Genomic DNA, 808 nt, shown 5'->3' with positions numbered 1-808 from the left:
TACTACAATTCAGGTGAAGTGGTTTATAAGTTAGCGCCTTGTTTAGGAGCGGTAGAAGAAGTAGGCGATGACACTTATGTATTAAAGGCAATAGGAGAGACCTGTCCAGATAAGGGCAATGGTCAATTAAAGATAGAAGCAAAAGACATAGGGAATTATAAAGCAAGCCTAAATGGAGGTGCCGATATTAATTTCACTAGTGATTGGATTATAGAAAACCTTTCTCCTGGAGATCATGAAGTATGTATCACCAATGCGTCAACAAATACAGTTCAGTGTTTTGGATTTACAATAGAAGCGGGCTCATCGGTTACAGGTAAGACCAGTGCAACCAAGCAAGGTGTGAATATAGAAATTACAGAGGGAACGGCTCCGTTTGCAGTTATGGTTAATGGTGATATGATTATGGAGACTTCTTCTCACGCATTTTTTGTAAATGCGAATTATGGTGATCTGGTAGAGGTAAGTACCAGTGTGGTTTGTGAAGGTAAAATCACAACAACCATGGATGGTATTTTAAAAGTATCACCAAATCCAACACAGGGCGAATTTGAGATACAATTATCTATGCCATTAAAAACAGTAACAGTTGGGGTTTATAATCTATATTCACAGTTAATATCATCAAAGTCATATATTGTAAACGGAGGTAGGATACAGATAGATATTACAGGCAAACCAGCGGGTATTTACTTTGCTGTACTGCAATTAGGAGGCGATAAGCCGAAGGTTTTAAAAATAATAAAGGAATAAAAATGAAAAAGTATATATATATATTCATAGGACTAATAGTATTATCATGTAGTGG

1 protein-coding gene is annotated in these 808 nt (G+C 36.4%); it reads left to right on the top strand.

Going from position 1 to position 808, the window contains the following annotated elements:
* Positions 1-753, top strand: a 753-nt coding sequence (locus FGF67_RS16860; protein WP_139698919.1) for a T9SS type A sorting domain-containing protein, incomplete at its 5' end; no start/stop codon positions are given.
* Positions 754-808 lie beyond the last annotated feature (55 nt).

This window comes from Allotamlana fucoidanivorans (assembly GCF_006265225.1).
Lineage (GTDB): Bacteria > Bacteroidota > Bacteroidia > Flavobacteriales > Flavobacteriaceae > Allotamlana > Allotamlana fucoidanivorans.
Note: the sequence above shows the minus strand (reverse complement) of the source record. Positions and strands in the feature narration are given on the sequence as shown.